The 24,325-nt window shown below is 70.7% G+C and carries 20 protein-coding genes; 15 read left to right on the top strand and 5 right to left on the bottom strand.

The genetic code is table 11. The features are described from left to right. Positions 1-49 precede the first annotated feature (49 nt). The 5 genes from DN771_RS02240 (at position 50) to DN771_RS02220 (ending at position 5,163) form a co-directional block, all read left to right on the top strand. Positions 50-895 (top strand): carbohydrate ABC transporter permease, encoded by an 846-nt coding sequence (locus DN771_RS02240; protein ID WP_420810917.1) that lies wholly within the window; start codon positions 50-52, stop codon positions 893-895. A gap of 79 nt (positions 896-974) precedes the next feature. Continuing rightward, positions 975-2,324 carry an ABC transporter substrate-binding protein gene (locus DN771_RS02235; protein ID WP_116995663.1) on the top strand — a complete coding sequence of 450 codons (1,350 nt, stop codon included), beginning with the start codon at positions 975-977 and terminating at the stop codon, positions 2,322-2,324. A 31-nt stretch (positions 2,325-2,355) separates the two neighbouring features. After that, complete coding sequence (locus DN771_RS02230) at positions 2,356-3,441, top strand: ABC transporter ATP-binding protein (protein ID WP_116995662.1); 1,086 nt, start codon at positions 2,356-2,358, stop codon at positions 3,439-3,441. A gap of 83 nt (positions 3,442-3,524) precedes the next feature. Next, on the top strand, positions 3,525-3,995 hold the full coding sequence (locus DN771_RS02225; protein ID WP_116995661.1) for an SRPBCC family protein: 471 nt from the start codon (positions 3,525-3,527) through the stop codon (positions 3,993-3,995). Positions 3,996-4,041: 46 nt separating this feature from the next. Continuing rightward, positions 4,042-5,163 (top strand): ATP-dependent DNA ligase, encoded by a 1,122-nt coding sequence (locus DN771_RS02220; protein ID WP_116995660.1) that lies wholly within the window; start codon positions 4,042-4,044, stop codon positions 5,161-5,163. A 6-nt stretch (positions 5,164-5,169) separates the two neighbouring features. Here the strand turns inward: DN771_RS02220 and DN771_RS02215 are convergent, their stop codons facing one another. Then, complete coding sequence (locus DN771_RS02215; RefSeq protein WP_116995659.1) at positions 5,170-7,065, bottom strand: CopD family protein; 1,896 nt, start codon at positions 7,063-7,065, stop codon at positions 5,170-5,172. 122 nt (positions 7,066-7,187) lie between these two features. On the opposite strand from DN771_RS02215, the gene dnaX reads away from it, so the two are divergent. Genes dnaX through DN771_RS02200 form a run of 3 tightly spaced genes read left to right on the top strand, consistent with a single transcriptional unit; the run spans position 7,188 to position 11,382 of the window. Beyond that, positions 7,188-9,083 (top strand): DNA polymerase III subunit gamma/tau, encoded by a 1,896-nt coding sequence (gene dnaX / locus DN771_RS02210; protein ID WP_116995658.1) that lies wholly within the window; start codon positions 7,188-7,190, stop codon positions 9,081-9,083. Next, positions 9,080-9,685, top strand: a complete 606-nt coding sequence (recR, locus tag DN771_RS02205; protein ID WP_116995657.1) for a recombination mediator RecR — start codon at positions 9,080-9,082, stop codon at positions 9,683-9,685. Before dnaX ends, recR begins: the two co-directional genes overlap by 4 nt. 59 nt (positions 9,686-9,744) lie before the next feature. Next, entirely contained in the window at positions 9,745-11,382 is a 1,638-nt protein-coding gene (locus tag DN771_RS02200) for a DEAD/DEAH box helicase (RefSeq protein WP_116995656.1), read from the top strand. Positions 11,383-11,464: 82 nt separating this feature from the next. Here DN771_RS02200 and DN771_RS02195 read toward each other — a convergent pair whose 3' ends face one another. Continuing rightward, positions 11,465-12,229, bottom strand: a complete 765-nt coding sequence (locus tag DN771_RS02195; RefSeq protein WP_116995655.1) for a DUF899 family protein — start codon at positions 12,227-12,229, stop codon at positions 11,465-11,467. A gap of 114 nt (positions 12,230-12,343) precedes the next feature. Here DN771_RS02195 and DN771_RS02190 point away from each other — a divergent pair, with 114 nt between their 5' ends. After that, positions 12,344-13,627 carry an MFS transporter gene (locus DN771_RS02190; protein ID WP_205528374.1) on the top strand — a complete coding sequence of 428 codons (1,284 nt, stop codon included), beginning with the start codon at positions 12,344-12,346 and terminating at the stop codon, positions 13,625-13,627. Between the two features lie 313 nt (positions 13,628-13,940). Here DN771_RS02190 and DN771_RS02185 read toward each other — a convergent pair whose 3' ends face one another. Then, positions 13,941-15,122: an acetyl-CoA C-acetyltransferase gene (locus DN771_RS02185; RefSeq protein ID WP_116995654.1), complete on the bottom strand. Its 1,182-nt coding sequence runs from the start codon at positions 15,120-15,122 to the stop codon at positions 13,941-13,943. A gap of 202 nt (positions 15,123-15,324) precedes the next feature. Here DN771_RS02185 and DN771_RS02180 point away from each other — a divergent pair, with 202 nt between their 5' ends. Together DN771_RS02180 and ccrA are read left to right on the top strand one after the other, a co-directional pair. After that, positions 15,325-15,879, top strand: coding sequence for a hypothetical protein (locus tag DN771_RS02180; RefSeq protein ID WP_162941443.1), 555 nt, complete (start codon positions 15,325-15,327; stop codon positions 15,877-15,879). Positions 15,880-15,994: 115 nt separating this feature from the next. Beyond that, complete coding sequence (gene ccrA / locus DN771_RS02175) at positions 15,995-17,329, top strand: crotonyl-CoA carboxylase/reductase (protein ID WP_116995652.1); 1,335 nt, start codon at positions 15,995-15,997, stop codon at positions 17,327-17,329. 51 nt (positions 17,330-17,380) lie between these two features. Here ccrA and DN771_RS02170 read toward each other — a convergent pair whose 3' ends face one another. Both DN771_RS02170 and DN771_RS02165 read right to left on the bottom strand, forming a co-directional pair. Beyond that, entirely contained in the window at positions 17,381-18,751 is a 1,371-nt protein-coding gene (locus DN771_RS02170; protein ID WP_116995651.1) for an MFS transporter, read from the bottom strand. A 16-nt stretch (positions 18,752-18,767) separates the two neighbouring features. Next, complete coding sequence (locus tag DN771_RS02165) at positions 18,768-19,511, bottom strand: GntR family transcriptional regulator (RefSeq protein WP_116995650.1); 744 nt, start codon at positions 19,509-19,511, stop codon at positions 18,768-18,770. A 98-nt stretch (positions 19,512-19,609) separates the two neighbouring features. On the opposite strand from DN771_RS02165, the gene mce reads away from it, so the two are divergent. The 4 genes from mce to DN771_RS02145 all read left to right on the top strand — a co-directional run bounded on the left by mce (position 19,610) and on the right by DN771_RS02145 (position 24,248). Further along, a complete protein-coding gene (gene mce, locus DN771_RS02160) occupies positions 19,610-20,011 on the top strand; it encodes a methylmalonyl-CoA epimerase (RefSeq protein ID WP_116995649.1) in 402 nt (133 codons plus the stop codon). Positions 20,012-20,081: 70 nt separating this feature from the next. Further along, complete coding sequence (locus DN771_RS02155) at positions 20,082-22,109, top strand: HAD-IA family hydrolase (protein WP_116995648.1); 2,028 nt, start codon at positions 20,082-20,084, stop codon at positions 22,107-22,109. 195 nt (positions 22,110-22,304) lie between these two features. Then, positions 22,305-23,198, top strand: a complete 894-nt coding sequence (locus DN771_RS02150) for an SMP-30/gluconolactonase/LRE family protein (RefSeq protein WP_116995647.1) — start codon at positions 22,305-22,307, stop codon at positions 23,196-23,198. 171 nt (positions 23,199-23,369) lie between these two features. After that, entirely contained in the window at positions 23,370-24,248 is an 879-nt protein-coding gene (locus DN771_RS02145; protein ID WP_116995782.1) for a 5'-3' exonuclease, read from the top strand. Positions 24,249-24,325: the final 77 nt, after the last annotated feature.

The following is a 24,325-nucleotide window of genomic DNA, read 5'->3' as shown; positions in this document are numbered from 1 at the left end:
CGGATCGGGCGGATGCCCGATGAAGCAGCACGGATCGGGCGGACGCCCGATGAGGGAGATGGATGCCGTCCAGCAGCGCCGCATGGCGAGGGCGTTCGGGTACGTCGCCATGGCGCTGGTGATCCTGCTCATCTCGTTGCCGCTCGTGTGGGTGTTCTTCACGGCGTTCAAGGAGAAGGGCGACATCTACAGCCGTCCCACCACGTGGTGGCCGCCGCGGTGGAACCCGAGCAACTTCTCCGAGGGCACCAGCCGTGTGCCGTTCTGGCGGGCCCTGCGCAACTCGGCGATCATCACCTTCTCCGTTGCCGGCGCCAAGTTCGTGCTCGGCACGCTCGCCGCTTTCGGCCTGGTGTTCCTGCGCTTCCCAGGCAAGACGTTCGTCTTCCTCACGATCATCGCCGCGCTGATGGTGCCCAACCAGATCACGCTGATCTCCAACTACGTGCTCGTGTCGGAGTGGAACTGGCGCAACACGTTCCCCGGCATCATCGTGCCGCTCGCCGGCGTCGCCTTCGGCACGTTCCTCATGCGCAACCACTTCCTGTCCTTGCCGACGGAGGTGATCGAGGCCGCCCGCATGGACGGCGCCGGCCCGTTCCGCCTGCTGTTCCGCGTGGTCCTGCCGATGTCGGGACCGACGATGGTGGCGTTCGGCGTCATCGCCGTGGTCGACGCGTGGAACGAGTACGTCTGGCCCTACGTGATGAGCGACGGCGACGAGGTGGCGCCGATCCCCATCACGCTCACCTACCTCCAGAACAACGACGGCGTCACCAACTGGGGTCCGGTCATGGCGGTGGTGCTGCTCGCCATGATCCCGATGCTCGTCATCTTCCTCGTCCTGCAGCGAAACATGATCAAGGGCCTCACGTCCGGAGCGGTCAAGGGGTGACCGCCATCCACGTCGCCAAGGGCTGATTGCCGCGTTCTCCCATCCGTTCCCGTTCAACCAATTCAGGAGATTCATCACCATGTCCAGGATCAATCGCCGCAACTTCCTCGGCTACTCCGGCGCACTCGCCGCCGGTGCCGCGCTGTGGACGCCGGGCAGTTCCGTGCTCGCCGGCGGCCGCGCCGCGTCGACCGGCGCCGCGCCGCGCCGACGCACGTCATCGGCGACCGGGGAGATCAGCTTCTGGTCGAACCACCCGGGTGGCTCGATCGACGTCGAGAAGGAACTGATCTCACGCTTCGAGGCCGAGAACCCCGACGTCAAGGTCAACCTCGTCGACGGTGGCGCCAACTACGAGGAGGTGGCGCAGAAGTTCAACGCCGCGCTGTCCGGCGGCGACCTGCCCGACGTCGTCGTCCTGTCCGACGTGTGGTGGTTCAACTTCGCCCTGCTGGGCGCGATCACCCCGCTCGACGACCTCTTCGCCGAGGCCTCGGTGGACACGTCCGACTACGTGGACGCCCTGCTCGCCGACTACCTCTTCAACGAGCAGCACTTCGCCCTGCCGTACGCCCGCTCGACGCCGCTCTTCTACTACAACCAGGATCTGTGGGCGGAGGTCGGCCTCGAGGACCGCGGGCCGGCCACCTGGGACGAGTGGGACGAGTGGGCGCCGGAGATCCAGGCCGTGGTCGGCGACGGCAACTACGCCCACGGTTGGGGCAACGGGGCGAGCTACCTCGGTTGGACGTTCCAGGGTCCGAACTGGACCAAGGGGGGCAGCTACTCGGAGGAGTGGACGCTCAACTTCACGAGCGAGGAGACCATCGCCGCGGCCCAGTGGCTGAGCGACATGATCAACTCCGCCAAGGTGGCGACCGTCGCCAACGAGCTCGCCAACGAGTTCAGCACCGGGTTCTACGGCTCGGTCATCGCCTCGACCGGTGACCTCAAGGGCATCACCGACAACGCGATCTTCGAGTTCAACACGGCGCCCCTTCCGCAGGGCCCCAACGGCGAGATCGGCTGCTGCACGGGCGGTGCCGGTCTGGCCATCCCCTCGGGGATCGACGACGATCGCAAGCTCAACGCCCTGCGCTTCATCGACTTCGTCACCAACCCGGCCAACACGGCGTACTTCACGCAGAACACGGGCTACATGCCGGTGCGGAAGTCGGCGGTCGAGGATCCCGCCGAGGTCGAGTTCCTCGATGCCAACCCGCGGGCGAGGACGGCGATCGACCAGCTCGCCAACACGCAGTCCCAGGACTACGCCCGGGTGTTCATCCCCGGCGCCGATCAGATCATCGGCGCCAAGTTCGAGGAGATCGGCCTCCAGGGGGCGGATGTGGCGACGACGCTCGAGGACATCCAGAGCCAGCTGCAGACGATCCTCGACCGCGACATCACGCCGAAGCTCCCGTCCTGAGCTCGGCCGACGATCCCACCGTCTCTCACACATGGCGACCGTCGTCTACACCGGAGTCACCCACCGCTATCCCGGCACTGAGCGCCCCGCCGTCGATGATCTGAACCTCGACATCGGCGACGGGGAGTTCCTCGTCCTGGTCGGCCCGTCGGGCTGCGGGAAGTCGACCAGCTTGCGAATGCTCGCCGGTCTCGAGGCGGTGGAGAAGGGCCGGATCCTGATCGACGGCACCGACGTCACGCGCGCCTCTCCGAGGGCGCGTGACGTCGCCATGGTGTTCCAGAGCTACGCGCTCTATCCGAACATGACAGTGGCCGAGAACATGGGCTTCGCCCTGCGCAACGCACGGGTGTCGAAGGCCGAGACCAGGGAGCGGGTCCTCGAGGCGGCGCGCATGCTCGAGCTCGAGGACCTGCTCGGTCGCAAGCCGGGCAAGCTCTCTGGTGGGCAACGCCAGCGCGTGGCGATGGGCCGGGCGATCGTGCGCCGACCCAAGGTGTTCTGCATGGACGAGCCATTGTCCAACCTCGACGCCAAGCTCCGCGTCAGCACCCGTTCGCAGATCTCCAGTCTCCAGCGCCGCCTGGGCGTGACCACCGTGTACGTCACCCATGACCAGGTGGAGGCGATGACGATGGGCGACCGCGTCGCCGTGCTGAAGGACGGCGTGCTCCAGCAGGTGGACGATCCCGAGACACTCTACGACAACCCCGTCAACACGTTCGTCGCCGAGTTCATCGGCGCCCCGGCGATGAACCTGTTGACCGTCGGGGTGGCGAACGGCGCGGCCGCGTTCGACGGCGTGCGCCTCGACGTGCCGACGTCGAACGACAGCGAGTCCGTCGTCATCGGCATCCGCCCCGAGTCGTGGGACGTCGTGGGCGACGACGAACCGTCCGCCATCGAGGTGCCGGTCGAGCTCGTCGAGGTGGTCGGCGCCGAGTCGTTCGTCTATGCCACGCCGCCGGGCGAGGGCGGCGCGTGGCGGACACGCGCCGAACAGTTGGTGGTCCGCGTCGACCGGCGGGTCCGCATGCAGCCGGGCGAGCGTCTTCGTCTCGTGCCCCGTCCGAACGAGGTGCTGTTCTTCTCGGCGGTCACCGGCGAACGGCTCTGAGCTGACGTGGCTCTCAGGCAGACAACCATGACGCCCTCGTTCCGTGATCGAAGACGGGACGCGGCACGGAAGGCCAACCGACGATGAGCGCATCCGACCAGAGCACCCAGCCCGACCAGGACACCCATGACCGAATTCGGCTCAGCCGCATCGTGCCGGCGCCGATCGACACCGTCTGGGCCGCCTTCACGACCCTCCCCGACATCGAATCGTGGTGGTGGTCGACGCTCGACGCCACGCACGAGCTCGACCCGCGCCCGGGCGGCCGCTACCGATTCGCCGTTCCCTCCGCCGGGTTCGCCGTCCGGGGCACGGTGCTCGAGCTGGACGATCGCCGCCACGTCGCGTGGTCGTGGATCTGGCAGGACGGCGACTCGGACGGCCCGCTCGAGCGTGTCGACATCGGGTTCACGACCGTCGGCGAAGGGACCCAGGTCGACATCGAGCACCAGGGCCCGTGGACCGACCCCGAGACGGGCCCGAACTACACCATCGGCTGGATGTCCACGTTGGACGTCCTCGTGCGCCTCCACGCCGGCGAGTCCACCACGTGACGGTGCCGTCGCCGGTCGTGGTCGCGCTCGATACGGTGGCCGGTCGATGAGCTTTCCCGTGGATCTGCCCGTCAAGCCGATGCTGGCCAAGCTGGCGACGGCGATACCCACCGGTGAGGCTCCCGGCGGCGCCGGCTGGCTCTACGAGCCGAAGTGGGACGGGTTCCGCTGCATCGTCGCCCGCGACGGTGACGCGATCGAGCTGGCGAGCCGCAAGGAGCGGCCCTTCACCCGCTACTTCCCCGAACTGCTCGACCCCCTGCGGGACGCGCTGCCGCCCAAGGCCATCGTCGACGGCGAGATCGTCATCCCCGACTCTGACGGCCACGGCCTCGACTTCGACGCCCTGCTCCAGCGCATCCACCCCGCCGAGTCACGCGTTCGTCGCCTCGCCGCCGAGACGCCCGCCGTGTTCGTGGCGTTCGACCTGCTCGCCCTCGGCGACGAGTCGTGGCTCGAGCGGCCGCTCAACGACCGCCGGGCCGAGCTGCAGCGGATCCTCGCGACCAACGCCGCCGTGTTCATGACCCCGGCGAGCAGCGACCCCGACGTCGCCGCCCAGTGGTTCTCCCGGTTCGAGGGCGCCGGCCTCGACGGCATCGTCGCCAAGCCGGCCGGCGAGGCCTACCAGCCCGACAAGCGGGCGCTCGTGAAGGTCAAGCACCAGCGCACCGCCGAGTGCGTGCTCGCCGGCTTCCGGGTGCACAAGGACCGTCAGGGGGTCGGGTCGATGCTCCTCGGCCTCTACGACGACGACGGCCGACTCCACCACGTCGGCGTCGCCGCGTCGTTCACCGCCAAGTACCGCCGCGAGCTGCTCGAGGAACTGACACCGTTGACCGAGGGGGCCAACGACGACCATCCCTGGGGCGAGTGGGCGTCGATGCAGCAGCCGCTCGCCAACGCCCTCGATCCCGACGCGGCGCCGCCGCAGCGCATGCCCGGTGCCACCAGCCGGTGGAACGCCGGCAAGGACCTGTCGTGGGTGCCGGTGCGCGCCGAGCGGGTCGTCGAGGTGACGTTCGGCCAGCTCGAGAACGGCCGGTTCCGCCACGGTGTGTCGTTCGTGCGGTGGCGGCCCGATCGCGAGCCGTCGAGCTGCCGCTACGACCAGCTCGACGTCGCCGACCCAGTGTCCTTCTACGAACTCGTCGGCGCCGCGGGATAGCCAGGCTCAGCCGGCGGTGGTGACCACGGTCTCGGCTGCCGGCGGATCGGTGAGTACGAACCCGCCCGGCTCGGTGGTGGTGGCGGCGGGGAGCGGCGCCGGAGTGGCCGTGGGGACCGAGCCATCGGGGTTGGCGATGGAGATCCGGAACTCGCCGCCCGGGAACGTGCCGGCCGACGTGGCCGCACTGACGGTCATCGTCCAGATGCCGGCGACACCGAGCGGGATGCCGTTGCCGTCGGACGTGCCCGCGGCGCCGCGGCCGGTCAGCTCGGGGATCGCCTGCGTGACCCCGAACACCTCGGCCGGCGCGTCGCTCGGCGGCGTGAACGTGATCGACAGCCCGGTGAGCCCCGTCTCGGGCTCGTTCACCCGCACCACGAGGCGGTTCTGACCCACGACACCAGGCTCGAGGTAGATGTCGAGGTCGAGGCCGGTCGCCTCGTCGAACACCTCCTCGTGGATGGCGAAGTTGCCGCCGCCCCCGCCGTCGGGTACCTTGCCCGGCGTCATCGTGAGCAGCCAGCCGGTCAGCAGGATCACGACCAGCCCGATCGCCGCCTCGGTGCCGAACGCCCGCCGCATGCGGTCGGCCGTGCGCACGGACAGCTCGCTCGCCCGCGCCAGCTTGGCGTTGGCGACCTGCCGGGCGGTCATGCCGACGAACAGCATCGCCGCCACCGCCACCGTCTTCAGCAGGAGCACACGCCCGTGGCCGGTGCTGAACAGCTCGCCGCCGACCTGGCGGTAGAGCTGAACGAGTCCGCTGACGACGGTGACCACGATGGCCGGATTGGAGACCCGGCCGAACCCGTGCACCGCGTGGACGAGGTCCTCCTCGCCGGGTCCGGCGAGCACGACGCGGGCCAGCAGGACGACGCCGCCGAACCACACCGAGATGGCGAGGACGTGGGCGATCGACGCCAGCACACCGAGGGCCGCCATCGATCCGCCGGTGCGGGAGAGGCCCAGCGTGATCACGGCCAGGGCCGGGATCCCGAGGGCGAGCATGTTGGTGGTCGGATCGATGACGCGCTCGGGGCGCGCCACCACCCAGAACGAGGCGGCGACGAAGACGATGCGCATCACGGCCGCCCGTCCGCCCCAGCCGGCGTCGAACAGATCGAACCACGCGCCGGGGTTGAGCCCGTTGCCGAACGACTCGCCTTTCACCGCGGCGCTGAGGGCGATGACGTAGATGAGCGTGCCGGCAGCTCCGACGATCCACGCCGTGCGGAGGAAGCGCAGGGCCAGGACGTACTCGGGCCCCTCGGGCCAGGCGGCGACGATGAGGACGAGTGACCCGAACAGCACGGAGATGCCGATGATCGACAGGATCCGGCCCAGCCAGATGCCACCGTTGGACACCGACGCGGCGGAGCGCACGCTGCTCGAACTGCTCCCGGTGTCGGCGGCTGCGGTGTCGGTGGCCGCTCCGGCGTCGGCCGCCTGATCTGCGCCTGCGGCTGCGGCGCCGGCGGCCACCTCGAACGAGAGGCGGCCCTGGCCGTCGGATTCGTTGTCCGCCGTGAACACCTCCCACGTGAGGTTGCACTCACCCTCGGGAAGCACACCGGCCAGCGCCACCGTGATGGTCTTGGCGTCGGGTCCGAGCGTGGTGGAGCCGGGCAGCACCGGATTGTTGTCACAGACCAGGCTGACCTGCGGCTGGCCGGTGACCTCGTTGGCCATGACCAGGACGATCTGGGTGAGCTGCGGCGGCACGGTGGCCCCGTTCTCCGGGCTCGACTCGGCGAGTTCGTTGGCGGCGTGGACCACCGACGAGCCCGACGCCGTGATCAGCAGCCCGACGAAGGCGCCCAGCAGGGCGGCCAGCACGGCGAACGGCGCGAGGGCGCGACGGGTGGAGCACCGTTCGGGTGGAGGGGCTGATGTGGACACCAGCGACCTACGGTAGTCAGCGGAGCGCCTGGTGAGGGGCCACGCGCAGGTCCCGGACGTTCCGGCCCGGCGGCTGCGCCGTGGCCGGAAACCCTGTAGCAGGGTGTCGGTAGGCTCGCCGCGTGGCCTCGCAATCGCTGTACCGCCGCTATCGGCCCCGCCGCTTCGGTGACATCAAGGGCCAGGAACACGTGGTCCGCGCCTTGCGCGACGCCGTCGCCCAGGGCCGCGAGGGTCAGGCGTATCTGTTCTCCGGGCCGCGTGGGACCGGCAAGACCACCTCGGCCCGCATCCTCGCCAAGGTGCTCAACTGCGAGCGGCCGGTCGACGGTGAGCCGTGTTGCGAGTGCGACTCCTGCGTCGATGTCGAGCGGGGGACCAGCTACGACGTGCACGAGCTCGACGCGGCGAGCAACAACAAGGTCGAGGACATCGAGCGCATCATCAGCAGCGTCAACCTCGGGTCGCCGGGCCGCCACAAGGTGTACATCCTCGACGAGGTGCACATGCTCAGCCCGGCGGCGTCGGCGAAACTGCTGAAGACGCTGGAAGAGCCACCGAGCCACGTCGTGTTCGTGCTGGCCACGACCAACCCCGAGAAGGTCATCGACACGATCCGCAGCCGGACCCAGCACATCCGGTTCCACCTGCTCTCGCCCGACACCCTGGCCGAGCACGTGCGCTGGGTCGCGTCCGACGCCGGCCTCGACATCGACGACGATGCCGTCGCCGCGGCCGTCAGCCAGGGTGCCGGGTCGGCCCGCGACACGTTGTCGGCGCTCGAACTGATCGCCAACTCGGGCGGGCAGGTCGGCGACCTGCTGAGCTTCGACGAGTTCGTCGAGGCGCTGATCGAGCGCGACACCGGCCAGGCCCTCACGGCGATGGCTCACCTCGTCAATGCCGGCCACGACCCGCGCACCGTGGCCGAGGAGATGGTGAAGCACCTCCGCAACGGGTTCCTCGCCCTGATGGCGCCCGATCTCGTGCAACTCCCCGCCGACGCCGTCGATGCCCTCGCCGCCCAGGCTCAGCGTCTCGGCGCCCCGGCGCTCGTGTCGGCCATCGAGAAGCTCGGCCAGATCCTCGTCGAGCTGCGACATGCTCCCGACCCCCGAGTCCTGGTCGAGGTCGTCCTCGTGCAGCTCACCCGTCCGAGCGACGCCGGTTCGGGGGCCGCTGGTGCCGGGGGTGCCGACATCGCCGCGCTCGCCGCCCGCGTCGCCAAGCTCGAAGCGGCACAGGCCGCGGTCCCAGCGGCGCGCCCGGCGCCTGTCGACCCGGCCACCGGTCGGGCCACGCTCGGCGGTCGGGCCAAGCGCGCCGCAGCGACCGCCGCTTCCGCCGAACCGGCCCCGGCGGGCGCTGAGTCCGAGCCGGCCGCCGAACCCACCACCCACGGGGTGGCCGCGCAGGACGCCGGCGCACCCGCGTCTGCCGTACCGCCCACGCCCGCTGCCGCGACACCGGATCGTGTCTCGCCCGTCGCGCCCGTTGCGGCTGCTGCGCCGTCACAACCGGCCGCTCCTCCCCCGACCTCGGCTGCGGCTCCCGCCCAGGTCTCGCTCACCGACATCCGATCCGAGTGGGACGACCGGGTCCGCCCGGCGCTCCGCGGCCTCGCCAAGCCGCTGTTCGCCGCCGTGGAGTTCGTCGGCCACGCCGACGGCATCGTCACGTTCGCCGCGCCCAACCCCACCCACCAGCAGAAGTGCGCCGCCGAGGCCGCAGCCGTGCAGAAGGCGTGGCGCGAGACCACCGGGCGTGACGTCACGATCGCCTGGGGGGGCCACGGGGCCGACTCGCCGGCGTCGTCGCCGGCCCGGCCCGCTGGTCGGCCGAGCGCCGCGGCGCCCGACGACGCCCCCGTGCCAGAGCCATCGCCCGAACCCGACTTCGACGCGTTCGACGAGATCGACGAGTCGCGCCCGGCCATCACCGGCAACGAATCGGCGTTCGACCGCATCGCCGAGGCCTTCCCCGGTGCGCAGCGCATCGAGCCGCAAGGACGAGAATGAGCAATTACTCCCCTCCCGTCCAGACGCTCATCGACGAGCTCGGGCGCCTGCCGGGCATCGGTCCCCGATCCGCCCAGCGCATCGCCTTCCATCTCCTCAAGATCCCCACCGACGACGTCCTGCGCCTGTCCACGGCCATTCGCGAGGCCAAGGAGAAGGTGCGCTTCTGCACCCGCTGCTTCAACGTCACCGACCAGGAGCTGTGCGGGTTCTGCCGGGACGACCGCCGCGACAGCCGGGTCGTCTGCGTCGTCGAGGAGTCCCGCGACATCGTCGCCGTCGAGCGCACGGGCGAGTTCAAGGGCCGGTACCACGTCCTCCTCGGCGCGATGAGCCCGCTCGAGGGCATCGGGCCCGAGCAGCTGAAGATCCGCGAGCTCCTCGCCCGCATCGAGCCCGAGGGCATCGACGAGATCATCCTGTGCACGAACCCCAACACCGAGGGCGAGGTGACCGCGATGTACCTCGCCCGTCAGCTCAAGCCCCTCGGCCTCAAGGTCACCCGGCCGGCCAGCGGGCTGCCCGTCGGCGGCGACCTCGAGTACGCCGACGAGCTCACGCTGGGCCGGGCGCTCGAAGGGCGGCGGGAACTCAGCGAGTAGCGAGCGAGCGGCGCCGATTCCCGCCAGACTCGCAGTCCCCCCCTTCCCATCCCCCCTGCATGACCCGAGCCATCCGTCTTCGCCCGTGGCAGAAGGCCGCCTTCGACGCCTTCACCGCCTCCGAATCCCCCGACTTCCTCGCCGTCGCCACCCCGGGCGCCGGCAAGACGACGTTCGCCCTCACCACGGCGCGCTATGCGCTCGGGCGCACGCCGGGCCGGCTCGTCGTCGTCGCTCCGACGGCCCACCTGAAGGTGCAGTGGGCGGCAGCCGCCCACCGGATGGCGTTGCACCTCGACCCGGCATGGTCGCCGTCGAGCGGCCGCCTCGCGCCAGACCTCCACGGGATCGTCACGACGTATCAGCAGGTCGCATCGTCGGCCGAGGTGTTGCGTGGGCTGGCGAACGACGCCTTCGTGATCCTCGACGAGATCCACCACGCCGCCGACGACCGGGCGTGGGGCGACTCCATCCGCATCGCCTTCGGCAACGCCCGCAGTCGCCTCGCCCTGTCGGGTACGCCCTTCCGATCGGACACGTCGGCGATCCCCTTCGTCAACTACGTGCTCGACGAGGCACGCGCGGACTACACGTACGGCTACGCCGACGCCCTTCGAGACGGCCGCGTGGTCCGGCCGGTGTACTTCCCGCGAACCGGCGGCCACATGGAATGGATCGCGCCGGACGGCAGCGAGATGTCGGCGAGCTTCGACGACGCCCTCGACGCCAACCGCGCGGCCCAGCGGCTCCGCACGGCGCTGTCGCTCGAGGGGCAATGGCTGCCGACGGTGCTCAAGAGCGCCCACGAGCGCCTGACCGCGCTGCGGGCGGCCGACCCGGACACCGGTGGACTCGTGATCGCCACCGACCAGGACCACGCCAGGGGCATCGCCCAGCTGATGCGGTGGCGTCTCGGGGTCGACCCGGTCGTGGTCACCAGCGACGACCCGATGGCGTCGGCCCGCATCGCCCGCTTCGCGGCGAGCAGCGACCCGTGGCTGATCGCCGTCAGGATGGTCAGTGAAGGTGTCGACATCCCCCGTCTCGGTGTCGGCGTGTACGCCACGACGACCACCACCGAGCTCTTCTTCCGGCAGGCGGTCGGCCGTCTCGTGCGTTGGCGGCGGGGCGCCAAACGACATCAGGCGTTCCTGTTCCTTCCCGACGATCCCCGGCTGCGCGCCCGGGCGTTCCAGATCGCCGACGAACGCCGGCACAGCCTGCGGCGCAAGGACGAGGACGATCCGGCGCCGGAGGTCGATCCCACCGCCCTCGACGAGCAGAAGCCCGACGAGCCCGAGCAGCTCAGCCTCTTCGCCGTGATCTCGGCGGTGGCGACCGACCACGACGAGCCCGACGCCCCGTGGGACGACGACCTGTCGTCGATGTCCGACGGCGAGGGCGGCGAGGACGAGCCCGGCGTGGTGATCGAGTTCGGCGACCCGCCGCCACTCGCCTCCGCGCCGGGCGGAAGCAACGGCGGCGATCCGACGATGACACGCGTCGAGTACAAGCGCCGGCTGCGCGACTTCAACGCCGAGGCGGCCCGCGAGCTGGCGATGATCACCGGCTGGCAGCACTCGAAGGTGAACGCCGAGCTGAATCGGCTGGCCGGCGTGGAGAAGGTGGCCCAGGCCACCGTGGAGCAGCTCGAGCGTCGGCTCCGCCACGCCGAGTCGTGGCTCCGCCGCGCCTGACCCAACGCTGCCCTATGTTCCTGTACTGGTCTTGGCCCGTCCGCGGGACAGATCCAGTACACGAACGCGGGGCGTGGTGGCCTCAGCGCCCGTCGGAGCCGGCAGGCGCGTCGGTGACCTGCCACTGCACGGTGGGACGACCGTCGACCCGCCATTGCTGTCCGCCGACGTCGGCGATCGAGCCGTCGCTGACGTCGAGCGTGGGCCAGCCCGGCGGCGAGTCCTGCCACGCCTCCTGGCGGCCGTAGGCGGTGCGATCGAGCAGCGCGTACGACCACAGAGCCAGCTCCGTGCCCCTGCCCGTGGTCCAGTACGTCTCGAAGACGTTGTCGTCGTCGTCCCGCAGAAAGAAGGCGAAGAACCCGAACCCACGTCCCGCGACCACGCTGGACTCGCGAGCCGACCACCAGGGTGTGCGGTAGCCGAGGAACTCGGCATACGGGGCACTCTCGGCGTAGGTGCCCTCGCAGAAGATCGCCAGCGTCACGTCACGCTGGTGCAGGTACGCCAAGGGGGTCTGGATGTGCGACGCGATCACGGTGCACCCCTCGCACTGCCCTTCCCACGCCTTGCCGTCGTGCCACATGTGGAAGTAGCCGGCGAGCATGCGCCGCCCGTCGAACGCTTCTACGAACGGCACCTCACCGGCGGCCCCGACGACGGTCGCGTCGGGTGCAACGGGGGTCATCGGCAGGCGGCGTCGGAGCGCGGCGATCGCGTCGCTCTCCCTCGTGTGCGCCTTCTCACGAGTCAGCAGCCGATCGAGCTCGGCCTGCCACTCGGTGCGGGACGCCACGGACGGTTGCGGCGCCGGGGCGAGGGGTGTCGTCGGTAGGTGACGCGGCATGGGTGCCTCCTCAAGTGGTCAGTCGTCGCGAAGACGCCGCCCGACCCGCGAACTCATCGCCCACGGGGAAACTCGTTCGATGCCGCCGAACCGACCACGTAGCGTCGTCTGACCGTGAGTCGTGTGCTGGACGCCGTCGCTCCGCCGCGCATGGGCCGGAGCTTCCGCTGGCTGCTGGCGTCGTCGTGGGTGACGAACATCGGCGACGGCCTGGCGCTGGCGGCCGGTCCCCTGCTGGTGGCCGACCAGACCGACAGCGCCTTCCTCGTCGCCCTGGCCGCCCTCCTGCAGCGCCTGCCGTGGCTCCTCTTCGGCCTGTGGGCGGGGGCCATTGCCGACCGGCACGACCGCCGTCTCCTCGTGCGGCTCGCCAACGCCGTCCGCGCCGGAGTGCTGGTGATGCTGGCGCTCGCCATCGTCGGCGACGTCGTGTCGATCGCCGTCGTGCTGCCGGTGATGTTCCTCCTGGGGACGGCCGAGACGTTCGCCGACACGGCCACGAGCACGCTCGTGCCGATGCTCGTGCCACGCGACGACCTCGTCGTGGCCAACTCGCGCATCCAGGCCGGACTGGTGACCGCCAACCAGCTCGTCGGCCCTCCCCTCGGCGCCGTGCTCTACGCCGCCGGGACGGCCGTTCCGTTCGTGAGCCAGTCGGTGCTCGTGCTCCTCGGCGTCGTGCTCGTCGGCCGCATCGCCGCCACCCCACGGGTCCGCGAGGGATCGGGTCACCTGCGGCGGGATGTGGCCGAAGGGTTCCGCTGGCTGCTCGCCCATCCGCCGATCCGCACGCTCACGCTGGTGATCGTCACGTTCAACGTCACGTGGGGCGCGGCCTGGTCGGTGCTCGTGCTGTACGCCCGCGACCACCTCGGGATGGGCGAGGTCGGCTACGGCCTGTTGACGACCGCGATGGCGATCGGCGGCGTGATCGCCACGCTGGGCTTCGACGCGCTGCATCGGCGGGTCCCGATGGCGCTGCTGATGCGCGTGTGCCTCACCCTCGAGGTGCTCACGCATCTGGCGTTCGCGGTGACGACCTCGGGCGCGGTCGCGCTGGTCATCATGTTCGTGTTCGGCTCGTACGCGTTCGTGTGGGGGGCGGTGTCACAGGCGATCCGGCAACGAGCGGTGCCGATCGAGCTGCAGGGTCGTATCGCCAGCGTGTACATGGTCGGCGTGTTCCTCGGCATCGTGATCGGCCAGGCGATCGGTGGCTGGATCGCCGAGGTCTGGGGCCTCACCGCCCCCTTCTGGTTCGCCTTCGCCGGCTCCGGCCTCACCCTGGCCCTCGTCTGGTCCCGCCTCACCAACATCGCCCACCTCGACGCCCACGCGGCGCCGAGCGCCTCTACCGCGCCCGACGTGGCCACCGAGCCAACCGCCGATCGAGCGTGACCGAGGCCCGAAGGGCCCGATCAACGCGCGGACGACGCTGCCGCCAGCCATCACCCCTGAGCCACGCGATCAACGCGCGGATCGGAGAGCCGACGCGCAGCGACCAACGAGCGGAGCGAGGCGGGCAGTGGGGATGGAAGACCCCGAGAGGGCCGAGAGTTGCAGTGACGCCAGAGAGCTCTTCAGCCGCCCCGCTGCCCCGGCTTTGCGGGGCGGCGGGGGCGTGCAAGAACCTCGGCCGCTGCAGCGAGCGAGGAACGAGCGAGCGAAAGCGGACGAACCCCTCGGCCGCAGCGTCTGCGAGCGAAGCGAGCTAGACGCTGCGGACGATGAGAGCGTCGCCCTGACCACCGCCGCCGCACAGGGCGACGGCGCCGGTGCCGCCACCGCGACGCTTGAGCTCGTGCAGCACGGTGAGGGCGAGACGGTTGCCGCTCATGCCGATCGGGTGGCCGAGGGCGATGGCGCCGCCGTTGACGTTGACGATCTCGTTCGTGACACCGAGGTCGGCCATCGACGCGATGCCGACGGCGGCGAAGGCCTCGTTGATCTCGATCAGGTCGAGATCGCCGACGGAGAGACCGGCGCGTCCGAGGGCGGCGTTGATGGCCTGGCTCGGCTGGTGGAGCAGCGACACGGAGTCGGGGCCGGCCACCATGCCGTATGACACGAACTCGCCGAGCGGCGTGACGCCGCGGCGCTCGGCCTCGGCGCGGGACATCACCACGACGGCGCTGGCACCGTCGGAGAGCTGGCTGGCGTTGCCGGCGGTGATCGTGCCGTCCTTGTCGAATGCCGGACGGAGGCCGGCGAGGCTCTCGGCGGTGGTGCCGGGCCGCACGCCCTCGTCGGTCTCGATGACGATCGGATCGCCCTTGCGCTGGGCGATCGACACCGGCGCGATCTCGTCGGCGAGGCGGCCTTCCTTGATGGCGGCCGCCGCACGCTCGTGCGACAGTGCGGCGGCCTCGTCCTGGGCCCCGCGGCTGATGTTGCCGGCGGCGTAGCGCTCAGTGCCGAGGCCCATCAGCACGTTGTCGAACGCACACCACAGTCCATCGGCGATGATCGCGTCGCGCAGCTCGGTGTTGCCATATCGGAACCCGCCGCGGGCGCCGTCGGCGATGTAGGGAGCGTTCGTCATCGACTCCATGCCACCGGCCACGACGATGTCGGCCTCGCCGGCGGCGATCATCTGGTTGGCGAGGTAAATCGAGTTGAGGCCGGACAGGCAGACCTTGTTGACGTTGACCGCGGGGACGCTGAGCGGGATGCCGGCCTTGGCAGCAGCCTGGCGCGACGGCACCTGGCCCTGGCCGGCCATCAACACCTGCCCGACGATCACGTGGTCGACCTCGGTGGGAGCGACTCCGGCTCGCTCGAGGGCGGCGGCGATGGCGTGACCGCCGAGCTCGGCGGCCGACTGCGAGGCGAGCGCGCCGGACATCTTTCCGATCGGGGTACGGGCGCCAGCGACGATGTATGAACCAGCCATGGCTCAAACCGTATCGGGTGGCCCGTCGCCGACCCCCAGCCAGCTACCCGCCGGTAACCCGCCACCAACCCTTCTGGTGGAGCCGAAAGCCTCGACGACGACCTTCTCGCTCCACCAGAACCACCGCAACGTTCTGGTGGAGCCGAAAGGCCCAACCACGGCGTTCTGGCGCCAGCAGAAGACGGTGCGTACGGTGCCGGTGATGAGCATGCGCACGGTCCGAGCCGCCGTCCCCGCCGTGGCGGCGGCCGTGGTGCTGCTCGCGGCCTGCGATGAGCAGTCCGGCGCGCCGCCCTCGACCACCACCGCCAGCACCGTCGCGACCCCGACCACGGCGACCGCGGCATCCACGGCAACCACGGTGGCGGGGATGGCGACCACCACGGCGCCGATGGCCGAGGCGTCGTCGACCACGACCGCCGAGCTCGGCCCCGAGGGACTCGCCGACTGCGAGGTGGTGCTCGGCGCGATCGCCGAGGTGGTGCAGCATCCCGACACGGCCGAAGCGGTCAATGCCGACCCCGCACTCGCCGACGAGCCCGCCTCCCGGGAGGCCTTCGACGCCGTGGCCGTGCGATTCGGGGCGCTGGAGCTGCGCGATCCAACGGTGGCCGCGGCCGCGGCCCTGGTTGGCGAGCGTGCGCTCGACGTGGCCCTCGCCGAAGGCACCGCCACGGGATTGGTCGAGCCCTACGCCGAGTCGTTCGTCGCCCTCAGCGACCTCTGCGCCGCCGCTGCCGATCTGCCGGCGGACTGACCGGCCGACTCGCCGCCGACCGACCGGCCGACTCACCGCCGCCTCCCGGGCCGAGCGATCGAGGGACTGACCGGCCGCCTCGTTGAGCGTGATTACCCGCGGGTAACATCCGGCGATGCAGCAGATTCTCGAAGCCGTCGAGGCCGGCGCATCCGGCGACGACATCGCCAACCTGCCTCTGCCCGACCACTACCGCGCGGCCTACGTCCAGCGGTCGGACGTGGAGATGTTCGCCGGCATGCCGTCGGCCGAGAAGGACCCCACCAAGAGCCTCCACATCGGTGACGTCCCGACGCCGGAGCTGGCACCCGACGAGGTGTTCGTCGCCGTGATGGCCTCGAGCATCAACTTCAACACCGTGTGGACGTCGATCTTCGAACCACTGCCCACGTTCGGCTTCCTCGACCGGCTCGGCAAGGAGAGCGAGTGGGGTGCCCGCCATGCGCGCGACTTCCACGTCGTCGGCTCCGACGCCGCCGGCGTCGTCGTTCGCGTCGGCTCGGCGGTGCGCAACTGGAAGCCCGGCGACCGGGTCACGGTGCACTGCAACTCGGTCGACGACCAGGATCCGTCGGCCCACGACGATTCGATGCTCGCCGCCAACCAGCGCATCTGGGGCTTCGAGACCAACTACGGCGGCCTCGCCGATCTGGCTCTGGTCAAGGCCAACCAGCTGATGCCCAAGCCCACCCACCTCACGTGGGAGGAGGCCGCCGTCAACGCACTGTGCCACTCGACGAGCTACCGCATGTTGGTCGGCCGGCACGGCGCCCAGATGAAGCAGGGTGATTCGGTGCTGATCTGGGGCGCCACCGGCGGCATCGGGGGCTACGCCGTCCAGCTCGTCCAGAACGGCGGCGGCACGCCGATCGGTGTCGTGTCGTCGCCCGACAAGGTCGAGCTGCTCAACCGCATCGGCGTCGAGGCGGTCATCGACCGCAAGGCCGAGGGTTACCGGTTTTGGAGCGACGAGCACACCCAGGACGAGGGTGAGTGGCGGCGGTTCGGCAAGCGCGTGCGCGAGCTCAACGGCGGCGAGGACCCCGACATCGTGTTCGAGCACCCGGGCCGCCAGACGATGGGCGCCTCGATCTTCGCCTGCAAGCGCGGCGGCACGGTCGTCACGTGCGCGGCGACGTCGGGCTACATGGTCGAGTTCGACAACCGCCACTTCTGGATGAAGCTCAAGCGGCTGATCTCCAGCCACTTCGCCAACTACGCCGAGGCCTACGCCGCCAACCGCCTCATCGACCAGGGTCGCATCCAGCCGGTCATGTCGGCCGTGCATCCCCTGACCGCCGTCGGCGAGGCCGCCCGATCGGTACACCGCAACGAGCACGAGGGCAAGATCGGCGTGCTGTGCCTCGCTCCCCGCGAAGGCCTCGGCATCGACGATCCCGAGAAGCGCGCCCGCATCGGCGAGGACAAGATCACCGCGTTCCGCGGCTGATCGGGCACCGCGCAGACACCGACCCAACGCAACGTCGATCGGCGGCGCCGGTCAGGCGGCGTGGTCCCAGCGCCGGCGCGTCGCCGGGACGGGGACGACCTCGCCGCGCTCCTGGGCGACGAGCACCTGCGAGCGGAGCCGCCGGTACCAACGCACCGCCTGAACGGCGCCGAACGCCTGCACCACGAGCGCCGCGGCGAACGCCAGGCGGAAGGCGCCGGGATCTTCAGCACCGGCGAGGTCGAGCACCTGGCCGACGGCGACCGTCGCCATGATGCTGGCCGAGAAGCCACCGACGTTGACGACCCCCGACGACGTGCCGACGAGGTGCACCGGGTTGTAGTCACGGGCGAGCGAGAAGCCGATGCCCGAGGCCGGCCCGCCGACGGCGGTGACGGCGACGGCCACGGCGAGCAGCCACTGGGGCGGCCGACCGCCGAAGCCGAGCAGGAGGGCGGACCACCCGGCGACGGTGATGGCGGCGATCCCCAGGGCGAACGGAACGCGCGCGGCCCGGTAGCGCCCGAACACGGCGCCGACGGTGACGCTGGCGGCGGCGCCCGCGGCGACGCTGAGCGTGAGCATGGCGCTCGCCTGGCTGCGGCTGAAGCCCTGGGCGACGAGGTACGGCACGCCCCACAGCACGCCGAACATCGTCGTGAACGTCATCGTCGAGAAGTGGACCCAGAAGCCGGCGCGGGTGCCGGGCGTCGACCACGCGGCGCGCACGTTGGAGGCGACTCGGACGAGCGATGCCCGGACGTCGACCGGCGACCGTTCCCGACGCGGCAGGACGACGTCGGCGCCGGACGAGGCGTCGGGAACGAAGCGGAAGACGGCTGCCGCGGCGAGCACCGAGGTCAGGGCGGCGACGGCGAACGTCGGGGTCCAGCCGACCGAATGGAGCGCGGCGTCGAGGGGGATCGTCGCCGCCACCGCACCGAGCGAGCCGATCGTGCCCGTCACGGCGACGATGAGCGTGAAGCGGCGGGCCGAGAAGTGCTGGGAGGCGAATCGCAGCACGCTGACGAACGTCAGCGCGTCGCCCGCGCCGAGCAGGGCCCGGGCGCCGAGGGCGCCGGCATAGGACGGAGCGACGGCGAACCACAGCTGAGCGAGCGCCGACGTGGAAGCGGCCACGAGGAGCAACCGACGCGGTCCGAAGCGATCGACCAGGACACCCGTCGGGATCTGCATCCCCGCGTACACGCCGAGTTGCAGGAGGACGAACACACTGAGCGCGCCGGCGGAGATGCCGAAGCGGTCGGCGGCGTCGAGACCGGCGACGCCGAGCGACGAGCGATGGAAGACGGCGGTGGCGTACACGGCGATCGCCGCGGCGAGGCCGCGGACGCGTGTGGACGCGGCCGCTGATCGGGCGACGGAAGCGACCGCGGACGGGGACGAGAGGGCGAACGTCATCGGTGGGCTCGCAGGCTCAGCGGCGGCGGCTGAGGAGACGGCCGGCGTCGTCGAGGTGGGCGTCGACTGCTGCGTCGACCGCGCGAACGGACCGGGAGGCGATCGCCTGGGTGATCTGCTCGTGCTCATCGGCGGATCGGCGCATCCGGGCCGGGTCGACGTCACCGTCGGCGAGGAGGTTGACGACGCCCATGCGGAGCTGGCGATCGCGCAACGAGCGGTACAGCGTGGTGAGGATCTCGTTGCCGGCGGCGGCGACGATCTCGAGATGGAACGCTCGGTCCGCTTCGACGTAGGCGACGGTGTCACGACGCTTGGCGGCGTCCCGCATGTCGTCGATGTGGGCCTGCAGTGCGGCGACCAATTGGGTGGGCGAGCCGTCGGTGACCGCCCGGCGGGCGGCGAACGTCTCGACCAGCCGCCGGGTCTCGAGCACGTCGGCCATCTCCTCGGCGGTGACGGGCAGGACGAGCGCACCCCGCTTGGGGAGCAGGCGCACCATGCCGTCGGCCTGCAGGCGGAGCAGGGCTTCGCGGACCGGGGTGCGCGACACGCCGACGGCGTCGGCGATCTGGCCCTCGGTGATCAGGTCGTTGCCGGCGATGCGGCGGCACAGCACCTCGCCCCGGACGTAGGCGTACGCCCGGTCGGCAGCGCTGGCCTCGGAGACCGCGGCGGGACCGCCGGCGACCGCGTTCGTCTGCCCGGTGACGAGGTCGGCGAGCGACTCGGGGTCGAGCGTGGCGGCGGTCGTATCCATGTTGTATCTATGCTAGGCCGCGCTTGACCTGGTGGCCTGGCGGCGTTCGTCACACACCCTGCTGTCCGGCTGGCGGGGCGTTCTGCGAGAATGCTCGGATGCTGCTGACCGAGATCGACCATGTCGCCATTGCGGTGCGCGACCTGGAGGCTGCCATCGACTACTACCAGCGCGCCTTCGGTGCCACGGTCGACCATCGGGAAGTCGTCGAGTCCGACGGCGTCGAGGAAGCCCTGCTCAAGGTGGCCGAGAGCTACGTGCAGCTGCTCACGCCGACGCGTGACGACTCGCCCGTCGCCAAGGCCATCGAGAAGCGCGGCGAGGGCCTCCATCACGTCGGCTACCGCGTGGCCGACTGCGGGGCCGCCCTCGAGTCGATGAAGGCGGCGGGCGCCATCGCCATCGACGCCGCCCCCCGGCCGGGCAGCCGTGGCACGACCGTGGCGTTCATCCATCCCAAGGGCAGCTTCGGCACGCTCATCGAGCTCGTCCAGGAGTGACGCGGACACGCCGAGGGCGCGGCGTGACGCCACCGATCTCCTCTCTCCAACTCTCCTCTCTTCAACCCTGATGACCTCCCTCCCGGCCGCCGTCCTCTGGGACCTCGACGGCACGCTCATCGACACCGAGCCGTACTGGATCGCGTGCGAGTACGAGCTGGTCGCCCAGTTCGGCGGCACGTGGACCGACGACGACGCCCACTCGATCGTCGGGTTCGACCTGCTCGACGCGGCCGAGATCATCCGCGACCGCGGTGGCGTACGCCTCGAGCCGCAGGAGATCGTGGAGCGCCTCCTCGCCGGCGTGCGGGAACGGATCCGGGCCCACATGCCGTGGCGCCCGGGAGCCGCCGAACTGCTGGCTGCCCTCAACCGGACGGGCGTGCCCACGGCGCTCGTGACGATGTCGTGGCGGGCGATCACCGAAGAGGTCCTCCGGCAGCTGCCCGCCGGCTCGTTCCAGGCCGTCATCACCGGCGACATGGTCGAGAACGGCAAGCCGCACCCCGAGCCCTATCAGCGGGCGGCCCAAGAGCTCGGGGTCGATCCGCTGTCCTGCGTGGCCATCGAGGACTCCCCCACCGGGGTCCGCTCCGCCGAGGCCGCCGGGTGCGTCGTCGTCGGCGTGCCCAACGTCGTCGCCATCCCGGCCGCCCCGGGACGGACGCTGCTCGACTCGCTCGTCGGCGTCACGCCCGAGCAGCTGGGCGACATCGTCGAGAGCACGCCACCTCCGCTCCAGGATCCCACCCGCCCACCGCGGCCGCCGCGGCCGATCGCCCCGTCACGCGACGGCCGCCCGCCCCGCGTTGCTCGTGAACGGTCGCGGGAGCGCGAGCAGGACGCCGCCGCCGGCAGCAGCCGGGGTGTCGACGTCCGGGCCTGGATGCGCGGCAACGGGTTCTTCGCCGACCGCATGCGTGTCCTGATCGCCGCCGCCGTCGCCCTCGTGCTCGTCCTCGCCGGCGTCTGGTGGTTCCTCCTTCGGGGCGACGACGACAAGATCAGCTACGAGCCCGGACCGTTCAACGTCCACACCTGGGTATTCCCCAGCCAGCTCGACCGGACGATCCCGGGCATCAACACGCGCGCCAGCGCTTTCCACCAGGTGTCTCCATTCTGGTTCGAGACGACGGGCGCGACGTCGATCGGCGAGATCGACGACCCCGGCTACGACCCCGAGGAGGGCCGCCAGTTCATCGCCAACGCCAAGGCCGCCGGCGTGCCTCTCGTTGCGTCGATCCTCGACAGCAGCGGCAAGGGGACGATGGCGGCCATCCTCGCCGACGCCACCCAGCGCCAAGCGCACATCGACACGATCGTCACGTTCGCCACGAGCAACGGTTTCGAGGGCATCGATCTCGATTACGAGAACTTCGCCTTCACCGACGGGTCGGACACGTGGGAGACGACCCGGCCGAACTGGGTGACGTTCATCCAGGAGCTGAGCGAGCGGTTCGACGCAGAGGGGCTGATCCTCACCGTGAGCGTGCCGCCGAACTTCGGCGATGCAGCCGTCGATGGCGACCACGACTACTGGGTGTACGACTACGAGAGCATCGCCCCGTATGTCGACGCGATCCGCGTGATGGCCTACGACTATTCCATCCTCAGCGGCGAACCCGGTCCGATCGCCCCGATCGACTGGGTCGAGCGGGTCATCGATGGCGCCACCGAGCTGGTCGGCAGCCCGGAGAAGCTGGTGCTCGGGATCCCGCTGTACGCGTACAACTGGGTCACGGCAACCACCGGCACGTGCCCCGAGAACGCCGAAGGCCCGATCAGCCAGACGAGCTGGCGCGTCGCCGAACTGCTGACGCAGCGCAACCCGACACCGCCCGTCTTCGACCCGACCACGGGCGAGACATCGTTCACCTACCAGCTCGAGCAGACCGACGGCACCACCACGTGCACCCAGACCCGGCACGTGCAGTACCTCGACGACCAAGGCATCAGGCTGCGCATGCAGATGTCGGTCGACAAGGGCATGCTCGGCGTCGCCCTGTTCGCCTACGGCTACGAGCCGAACTCGATCTGGCAGCAGATCGACACCATCAACGCCGCGCTGACGCCTCCGTCCACCACCACGCCCGGCTGACCCGCGCCGCCGTTGGTGAACACAACCCGCAGATGCTGCGGGTTCCGCTCACCGGCCCGACGCAAGCCCCGCCGAATGTGAACACGACCCGCAGGTGCTACGGGTGGTGAACACAACCCGCAGCGGCGGAGCTCGGGCCCGCTGCCGGACGGGTGACGGTGGCATGATCGGGCGGAACCGTTCCGAGGGGGATTCATGGACCGCGAGATCACGACGATCGTGCCCGACCTGCACTTCAGCGAGTGTCCGCGCTGGCACGACGGGAGGCTGTGGTTCTCCGACTTCTACCAGCACCGCGTGCTGTCGGTCCTCGCCGACGGCAGCGACCTGCGCACCGAGGCCGAGGTGCCCGGGCAGCCGTCGGGCCTCGGCTGGATGCCGGACGGCACGTTGCTCATCGTGTCGATGACCGACCGCAAGCTGCTGCAGCGCGCCGACGACGGCACGCTGTCGGTCCACGCCGACCTGGCGCCGTTCGTGAGCGGCCACCCCAACGACATGGTGGTGGACGAGTCGGGCCGGGCGTACCTCGGCAACTTCGGGTTCGACCTGATGGCCGGCGAGTCGCCGGCCCCGGCCAACCTGGTCCGCGTCGACCCCGACGGCACGGCGAGCGTGGCGGCGGCGGGGCTGTTGTTCCCCAACGGTTCGGTGATCACCGACGACGGCGAGCTGATCGTCAACGAGACGCTCGGCAACCGCGTGAGCGTCTTCACCATCGCCGACGACGGCTCACTCGGCGAGCGGCGCGACTGGGCGACGTTCGGCGAGCAGCCGCCGGTCGGGGCGGACGTCGACACCGTGCTGGGCAGCCTCGCCGTCGGGCCGGACGGCGGATGCCTCGACGCCGACGGCGCGATGTGGATCGCCGACGCCCTCGGCAGCCACGTGATCCGGGTGCTCGGCGGCGAGATCGTCGACGAGATCACGACCCCGATGCCTGCCTACGCGTGCATGCTCGGCGGTGACGACGGGCGCACGCTGTTCATCTGCACGGCGCCCGACTTCTTCGAGCACGCCCGCCGCGAGGCCCGCGAGGGCGCCATCGTGGCCACCACCGTCGACGTCCCCCACGCCGGCCGCCCCTAGTAGTTCCGCGACCCGACCCATCCGAGTGTTGAACCGCGCCCGAGTGCCGGGCGTCCCGACGGTGGGCGCCCCACACTCGGGTGCCCGGTCACGCGCCGCCCGACGCCCGCCGGACCCCGGCGGACGTCTGCGGGGCGGTCGCCGGCCGGAGCCAGCAGTACGGTGGCCGCCGTGAAGGTCCACCTCGTCGACGGCACGTACGAACTGTTCCGCCAGAACTTCGGGCGATCGGGCCGGGAGGACTCCCGAGAGAACGCGGCGACGATCGGCGTCCTGGCATCCACGCTGTCACTGATCGCCGACGGGGCGACGCACGTCGGCGTGGCGAGCGACCACGTGATCGAGAGCTTCCGCAACGACCTCTGGCCGGGCTACAAGACGAGCGAGGGCATGCCGCCCGAACTGCTCCGCCAGCTGCCCGTCTTCGAGGACGCATTGACGGCGATGGGCGTCACGGTGTGGGCGATGGTCGAGTACGAGGCCGACGACGCCCTCGGTGTGGCGGCGGCCGTCGCCGATGCCGACGAGCGGGTGGAACAGGTGCTGATCGTGACGCCCGACAAAGACCTCGGGCAGTGCGTGCGTGACGATCGCGTCGTTCAGTTCGACCGCCGCAAGCGCGAGATCATCGACGAAGCGGGCGTCGTGACCAAGTTCGGCGTCGGGCCGGCGTCGATCCCCGACTACCTCGGCCTCGTCGGCGACACCGCCGACGGGTTCCCCGGGCTCGCCGGATGGGGTGCGAAGAGCGCGTCGGCGGTCCTCGCCCGCTACGGCAAGCTCGAGCACATCCCCTTGCAGGCCGGCCAGTGGGACGTGCCTGGTCTCCGCGGCGCCGAGAAGCTGGCCACGACGTTGCGCGAGAACCTCGAGCTCGCCGTGCTCTTCCGCCACATCGCCACCGTCGTGAGCGATCCGGCACTGATCGACGTCGGCACGGTCGACTCGTGGCGCTGGACGGGCCCCACCGCCGAGTTCGCCGACGTCGCCCGCCGTCTCGAAGCGCCCGAGCTCATCGACCGCGCCACCCGTCTCGCCGCCAAGATCTGATTCTCAGCCGTCTCCGGTCGCGAAATCGCGACGATCGAAGCACACGAATCGGCGGGCTGCGTCGCCAGCTGCGCGCG

The sequence above is a fragment of the Desertimonas flava genome, from assembly GCF_003426815.1.
In the GTDB taxonomy this organism is placed as follows: domain Bacteria; phylum Actinomycetota; class Acidimicrobiia; order Acidimicrobiales; family Ilumatobacteraceae; genus Desertimonas; species Desertimonas flava.
Note: the sequence above shows the minus strand (reverse complement) of the source record. Positions and strands in the feature narration are given on the sequence as shown.